The following is a 5,263-nucleotide window of genomic DNA, read 5'->3' as shown; positions in this document are numbered from 1 at the left end:
GCGCAAACTGCTTCCAGGCAGCCCTCGATTCGCCTTGATTCAGCACATGCTGCGTCAGCGCTTGTCTCCCGAACAGATCAGCGGCAAGCTCAAGCATATGAATATCCCTGATCTTCGAGACGCCTACGTCTGCCGAGAAACGATTTACGGGGCGGCCATCCGCAGCGCCATCTACGCGTTGCCCTCGCGCCGCTTGAGCATGCGATGCAGACCAGAACGCGACAAGCCCGGATTGAGGAACTCACGCGCCACGACGAGCAGGTCATCCAGGCCGAGGCGCAGGAATTCGCGCGCCGCGATCAGCACCTCTTCCTGTTCGGAAGTGAGCGTGGCCAGCAGGTTGTGACGCGTGTGCGGTCGGTCCTGGACATCGTCACGGTACCGCCAGCGCCGGATGGTCGCGACGGCGACGCCGTACTGGCGTGCCAGCTCGCTGTCGCTGATGCTGGAAGGCGCTGCCTGGATCTCGGCCCGGATCTTCGGTGTGGTGGTCGCCTGTTTATGTAGCTTGATGTCCATATTCTTGCTCCCGGATGAACTGCTGAAGAAGCTCCTTGGCGGCCAGCAAAGGATAACTTCTATAGCTCATCTGATCATCCGGGACCCTACACCACTTATAAGTCAGTTGGATTTAATATTCGGCATACTTTTCTTTTCAATAATTACCATCAGTAAAAATAGCCCTAAACACATTGTCAAAACACCATTCCAACTGCTAGTTGTGTATACAATCGACGAGGTGAATCCACCTACGGCACCGCCCAACATGAAAAAGGTCATATAGTTACTAGCTGCTTGTGCCTCTTTTCCCTTGCTTCTAGAATATAATTTTTTTTGGTTTGATACATGAATGAGCTGGATTAATGCATCAAACAGTGCAGTGAATCCTCCTAGCCAAATTAAACTATTTGGTAGTGCTATCGCGCATGCCAATAGTGCAATTCCAGTCATAAAAAGTCGGAGACTTGTCGTGAATATCGATCCAGTTATAGCAGGCGCGTAAATGGCAACAAGTGCTCCTGATACCCCCAGAAGAGAGAATAAGGCGATTTCTGTTGTAGAGAAGTCGAGTGACTGGTCAAGGTAAGTCGCAATATTAGTCCAGAAGGCTGTAAATGAAAACATCGTTGCAAAGCTATAGAAACAATATAATCGAACGCTTCTGTCTTCCAAAGTTGCCATAATATTGCTGTGCATGACACTAAAGTAATTAATATTATTTTCTTTATTCTCACTATTAGGCTTCATGTTTTTAAGTATAAAACTTGCCCCCAAAAGCATAAGAAAAAAAGAAACTATATAAATGCCACGCCAGCCTAAGAAATTTGATAAAATTCCTGATGCGAATCTAGATCCAATAATTCCAAGAAGAACACCTCCCATAATATATCCAATGATATTCTCGTGTTTTTCCTCTTTGTTATAAAAAGCAATTATCAAAGGGACAGAAGATGCGCCCACTCCTATGAGTGCATATCCTCCAAGGAGTATGTTGAAATTAGTCGAGAAATAGACCAAAAACAAGCCTGTGCAGAGACATACATAAAGGGAACCAATGATTTTTCTTCTATCTATTACATCAGCAACAGGAATAAATAAAATTAATGATAGAACATTTCCTACCAATTGTGCTGTGAACAGATTGGTGCTTTGTACATAGGTTATCCCTATGGATTTAGATATCATTAAGAACAAAGGCTGAATGTAATACATATTTGCGGCCGTGAGACCACAAATAATGGGAATTGCGATAATAATTGATTTGTCTTTTATCATGACCAAAGCGTACCTCCAGTTATCATTTTATCGATGGATAAAATATGACCTTCATCTATATCTGAAAAATATTTAACCATATGCTTGACACCAGTATATTGCATCTCCATAAGTTGAAAATTATGATTCATTGATGCAGGTACACCGATAAATCCGGAACCAGTAGACTTACAAGCCTCTGCAGCACGATTAATGTCATCAATGAAAATAACCTCACTTGGATCGCAACAAAGAATCTCTTCGATAATTTGCAACATGCCAGGCCGTTTAGCATTAATATCAACATAGGGGGTTTCTGGGTCGAAGAGATTTTTATATTTTGAAAGAAACCGATCAAAACTATATTCTCGATTCCTTCCACCGTAAGATATGACTTTCATTCCAAGTCGATTAAACATATTGAGAGGGCCTTCAATATTGGGCATAACTTCGACTGGGTGTGTCTTCAAATACTCTTCGCGAAGCTTGAAGAATTCACCAATCACCTTTTCACCTGGGTGGGGTAACTTGCACGCTAATGAAAGGTTGTGCCCAGCAGTGATCTGGGGAGAACCCCAGACAGAACGTTCGATCGAAGAGGTATATTCTACTCCATATTTTTCTACAAATTTCTTTATAACAGGACTGTATGTGTCGTTTAATAATACGCCGTCTGTATCAATCGCAACATATTTTATGTTGTTAATCACGATTAACCCCTATTTTTCAAATATAAGTACTGAATTTTGCCCACCAAAACCAATTGATGAACTCATTACTAATAATGAGTTGAGAGGCTTTGTAGTCTCTCTATTCACATTTATCTTTATATCATCGTCAATGATGTTGAGGCCGGCTGTACCAGGAATCGTATTTGTCTTCAGTGATTGTATCGATGCTATGGCTTCAATTGCGCCTGAAGCGGCGAGGGGATGTCCCGTTACACCTTTTGTGGAGGTAACCGGAGTTGTTAACCCAAATATGTCTCCATATACTGTATTTTCTAAACGGTCATTCAGACTGGTAGCGGTTCCATGAGCATTAATATATCCAATCTCAATTGACTCTATATTTGCGTCGGAAAGTGCTTTTTCTACTGCTTGTGTAAGACCTTTACCGCTTGGTGTAGGTGTGGTCATATGATAAGCATCAGATGAGGAGCCATAACCGAGTAATCTTGCATGTATATTTGCTTTTCTTTTCTGAGCTTGGCTTTCGTGTTCTAAAACAAGGAATCCAGCTCCTTCAGATATAACAAAACCATTCCTTTCTTTGTCAAATGGTCTTATACTTCCTTCTCCAATGTTATTGCGAGAAAGAGCTCCCAGCTTGGCGAATGCAGTCACTACGTTCTTTGTAATGGGTGCCTCCGATCCTCCTACGATTACAGTGTCGCATTCGCCGCTTTCTATCATTCTTTTACCACGACCTATCGCGTCCGCGCCCGAGGCACACGCTGTGCTCAAAAAATATGAAGGGCCAGTGATGCCTAAGTGAACGGAGATGTTAGCGCTTGCCATGTTTGTCATTGTTGACAGAATGTATGATGCGCTAACACTTGCCGGGCCGACTTCTGATTCCTTGTTAATAATCTTCTCTAATGTGCTGATTCCTGCAAGCGAATTACCGACGACAATTCCAATCTTATTTGAAGGTAAGTTATAGCCTGGTTGAATATTCGCATCGTCTAAGGCCTCTTGGGCAGCATAAACAGCGTACTGTATAAATGGGTCGACCTGTGTAAAGGCTGCTTGTTTAAATCTGAGTTTTGGATTCCAATTACTTAAGGGACAGGAACATTTGACTGGTGCGTTCTCTAATCTATAATCATATTGCGTCAAGACTTTCTTTTGGACAATTTTATCCCAAAGCTGACTAACAGTTGCCCCAGCGGAGCACAATACTCCCATTCCCGTTACCACAACTTTATTTGTCATTTTTTAGCCTCTCTATAGAATTTTCAATATCCGCTAATGTTATTTCTGACATCAGAGATAACGACTCGCTTGGAAATCCTAGATTTGCTTCTAACCCTGACTGTAATTCCACGATAGAAATGGAATCCAATCCTAGTTCTTCCAAAGTTTTATTTTCTGAAATGGAGTTTTCTTCCATTTCAAACATATTGATCAAAATTGATTTTATCTCATTCATTGCATTCAACCTCATTGATATAGATAAAGAAAAGGGATAGCCTTATGCCTTCTTGTAATATCTCTATAATACAGCGTGTAGCATCATTGTTAGAGTCTTTCCGAACCAGTCTGACTAGTAGTTCTTGATTGTTTTCTGCATATTTGTAAAATTTTGCAAAAATCCTTTTGATGTAAAGGTTTTCTATTTTTTTCTTTGATTCTTTGATAGTGCAATAGAAGCAGAATTGTTTTGCTGACTCAGTAAGGTTATATCCAGTTATATGATCCTGTTTGTGGTCATTGAGTATGCGGTTTTGGGATGGTATTGCTATATTTGCAACTCTTGTGTGACCTGCTTTTCTTATATTTCTGATGCAAACGTCTTTTGGATATTTACATCCTAATTCGTATGGTTCCACCTGAGGCAGACCAGATGCTGTGTGCAACTCAAATTCGCCATATTTAGCTGATTTTAAAATACTTTCCCCTCTTATTGTTTCATATGCTCTCGCGCTTATGTGACATACAATGATGCTAACCTTACCTATTGCTCTTTCGCTAGATCTAAAATTCACAATAAATTTTTTGTATGTGAGAGATGTGTGTCTAATATTCTTAAGCTTGCAATAAGAGTATGGTTTTGGGGCTTTTCTTGATAAAGCTCTAGTCGCCATGACTTTAATATTAATCGTGTATTGCTATTTATTTTTAATATCTTGTGCGAAGCAAGTGTTTCTAATTGTCTCCCGCACTCAATAAGATACATGGGATTGATGTATTTTTTACTGCTGCATATTTCTGAAAAATGTTCTTGGTCGTTCAGAGGAGATATAAAGGCAGAAATGCTTGACGCTGTTGTTGATTCAATTTTATTGATGTATACAGCTTGCGGATTAGCCTTGTGGGTCATTGATATCACTGTCGTGTTATCAGTTTCCATATTGCCTCCTAGCCTGAAGCTAGCTTTATCTGTATATCTGAATGCTTGATTTGAGTATAATTTATTAACTTCTATACGTAACCTGTCAGAAGTGACAGTGCGGTGCTTTGATATGCTAAGTGTCTCTACATAAATTTCTTATGCTTAAACCCGCCTTATTCACGAGGACGTCGAATCGCGCCGTTATACCCCCATGGCGTCGGCTGCGCCTGCCACCGGCAGCATTGAATGCATGAGGGACACGTCGCTTATGCCCGGCGAGCCATTTTTATGAACTATTTATAACGTAAAGGCATTGATGGCATCCCTCCGGGCAGCCGTGAACGCCGGCCGCCGGCGCGGTCGCTCGATGCCTGGTCAGTGGCGGGTTTCGCCGGGGTCAGGGCAGTGCCATCAGTTTCGGCAACCCTTTCAGCAACGTCGGCCACCACCT

The 5,263-nt window shown here is 41.7% G+C and carries 6 protein-coding genes and 2 pseudogenes; 1 reads left to right on the top strand and 7 read right to left on the bottom strand.

Annotation, left to right across the window (positions count from 1 at the left end; all coding sequences use genetic code 11):
• Positions 1-184, top strand: a pseudogene (locus H146_RS21085) (IS30 family transposase); the annotation flags it as partial.
• Here the strand turns inward: H146_RS21085 and H146_RS0117815 are convergent.
• From H146_RS0117815 to H146_RS21060, 7 genes and pseudogenes are all read right to left on the bottom strand, one after another.
• Positions 184-519, bottom strand: a pseudogene (locus tag H146_RS0117815) (IS481 family transposase); the annotation flags it as partial. The pseudogenes H146_RS21085 and H146_RS0117815 overlap by 1 nt on opposite strands.
• A 102-nt stretch (positions 520-621) precedes the next feature.
• Positions 622-1,776 carry an MFS transporter gene (locus H146_RS21080; RefSeq protein WP_156826901.1) on the bottom strand — a complete coding sequence of 385 codons (1,155 nt, stop codon included), beginning with the start codon at positions 1,774-1,776 and terminating at the stop codon, positions 622-624.
• On the bottom strand, positions 1,773-2,465 hold the full coding sequence (locus tag H146_RS21635; protein ID WP_156826900.1) for an HAD family hydrolase: 693 nt from the start codon (positions 2,463-2,465) through the stop codon (positions 1,773-1,775). Before H146_RS21635 ends, H146_RS21080 begins: the two co-directional genes overlap by 4 nt.
• Before the next feature lie 9 nt (positions 2,466-2,474).
• Positions 2,475-3,692, bottom strand: a complete 1,218-nt coding sequence (locus H146_RS21075) for a beta-ketoacyl-[acyl-carrier-protein] synthase family protein (RefSeq protein ID WP_083920949.1) — start codon at positions 3,690-3,692, stop codon at positions 2,475-2,477.
• Positions 3,682-3,909, bottom strand: a complete 228-nt coding sequence (locus tag H146_RS21070; protein ID WP_169433506.1) for an acyl carrier protein — start codon at positions 3,907-3,909, stop codon at positions 3,682-3,684. Before H146_RS21070 ends, H146_RS21075 begins: the two co-directional genes overlap by 11 nt.
• Entirely contained in the window at positions 3,902-4,465 is a 564-nt protein-coding gene (locus H146_RS21065; protein ID WP_169433505.1) for an AfsA-related hotdog domain-containing protein, read from the bottom strand. Before H146_RS21065 ends, H146_RS21070 begins: the two co-directional genes overlap by 8 nt.
• Positions 4,462-4,830: an AfsA-related hotdog domain-containing protein gene (locus H146_RS21060; protein WP_083920946.1), complete on the bottom strand. Its 369-nt coding sequence runs from the start codon at positions 4,828-4,830 to the stop codon at positions 4,462-4,464. The genes H146_RS21065 and H146_RS21060 overlap by 4 nt, the downstream gene beginning before the upstream one ends.
• Between the last annotated feature and the right edge of the window lie 433 nt (positions 4,831-5,263).

The sequence above is a fragment of the Kushneria aurantia DSM 21353 genome, assembly GCF_000382245.1.
GTDB classification, from domain to species: domain Bacteria; phylum Pseudomonadota; class Gammaproteobacteria; order Pseudomonadales; family Halomonadaceae; genus Kushneria; species Kushneria aurantia.
Note: the sequence above shows the minus strand (reverse complement) of the source record. Positions and strands in the feature narration are given on the sequence as shown.